The organism is Cellulomonas sp. P4_B5_2 (genome assembly GCF_056402235.1).
The window spans coordinates 1-1,098 of record NZ_JBFUHU010000532.1; the positions used below are offsets into that span (position 1 = coordinate 1).

Annotated in this window: 1 protein-coding gene; it reads right to left on the bottom strand. The window is 73.5% G+C overall.

All coding sequences use genetic code 11. The annotated features are described in order from the left end of the window. Positions 1-210 precede the first annotated feature (210 nt). The coding region (locus tag AC1DUQ_RS21910) for a threonine/serine exporter family protein (protein WP_477074660.1) at positions 211-1,098 on the bottom strand (888 nt) is incomplete at its 5' end.

Genomic DNA, 1,098 nt, shown 5'->3' on the forward strand with positions numbered 1-1,098 from the left:
CGCCCGGGCTGCACCCGCTGCGTCGACGTTCGAACGGGACGATGAGCACGTCCGTCACCGTTCCGGTGGGCTCGACCATCAGGTTCCGCTATCTCGGCGAGCAGGGTCGCTGGTTCGACGACGCCGACGCCGACGAGGTCACCGCCGAGGGATCCGTCGTGCATGCCTAGCGGATGCTCGGCCGTCGCGTTCCTTGGGTGACCGACGTCGTCAGAACCGCGTCACCGCCAGCCCGACGCGCCGCCCGACAGCAGACCCGAGCGCGATCCCCGCGAGCACCCCCAGCGAGATCGCGACCATCGTCGTCGCCGCCGTGACCACGGTGTTCAGCGCCTGGGCGTCCTCCCCGAGGATCGAGGTCACCCCGACGAGCCCGAGCGCGCCGGGCACCAGCAGCCAGAAGCCGGGCAGGAACCCGACCAGCGCGGGCGGTCCGGTCGGCCGGGTCGCCGCGAACATCGCGACCGGTGTCATCAGCGCCGCCCCGATGAACGCGGAGAACACGCCGCCGAAGAACAGCCCGCCCACCACCTGACCGGCGTAGGCGACGAGGAGCACGAGCAGGATCCACGGGAGCGCGCGGCGGCGGGCGCAGTGGTGGAACACCACGCCCGTGCCGAAGACGAGCACCCCGAGCCACGGTCCGGCCCACCCGAGCGGCTGGGACGCGGCGGAGCCGAACGCGGACGCGGGGACGCCGACCAGCGCGGCCGCCCCCGTGATGCCCAGTGCCAGGAGGACGAGCTGCATGGTCCCGGCGGCGAGGCGCGCGGAGCCCGCGATCATCTGCCGGGTGGCCAGGTCGATCGCCGCGGTGGTGAGCAGGGCCCCGGGCAGGAACGTGACCAGGGGTGCCACCAGCGGTGCGAGCATGCCGACGTCGATCCCCGTCCGGGACAGCAGGAACACCGCGGCGGCGACGACGAACGCACAGCTGAGCACGACGAGCGCCTGGTACGCGGCCGGGAGGCGCACCGTCGCGACCTGCAGGCCGGCGATCGCGGCACCGAGCACGGACGCGACGAGGACGTCGACCAGGCTGCCGCCGAGGATCATCGCGAGCCCCGCGCAGACGCCGACGTACCCGAGGATGCGGAC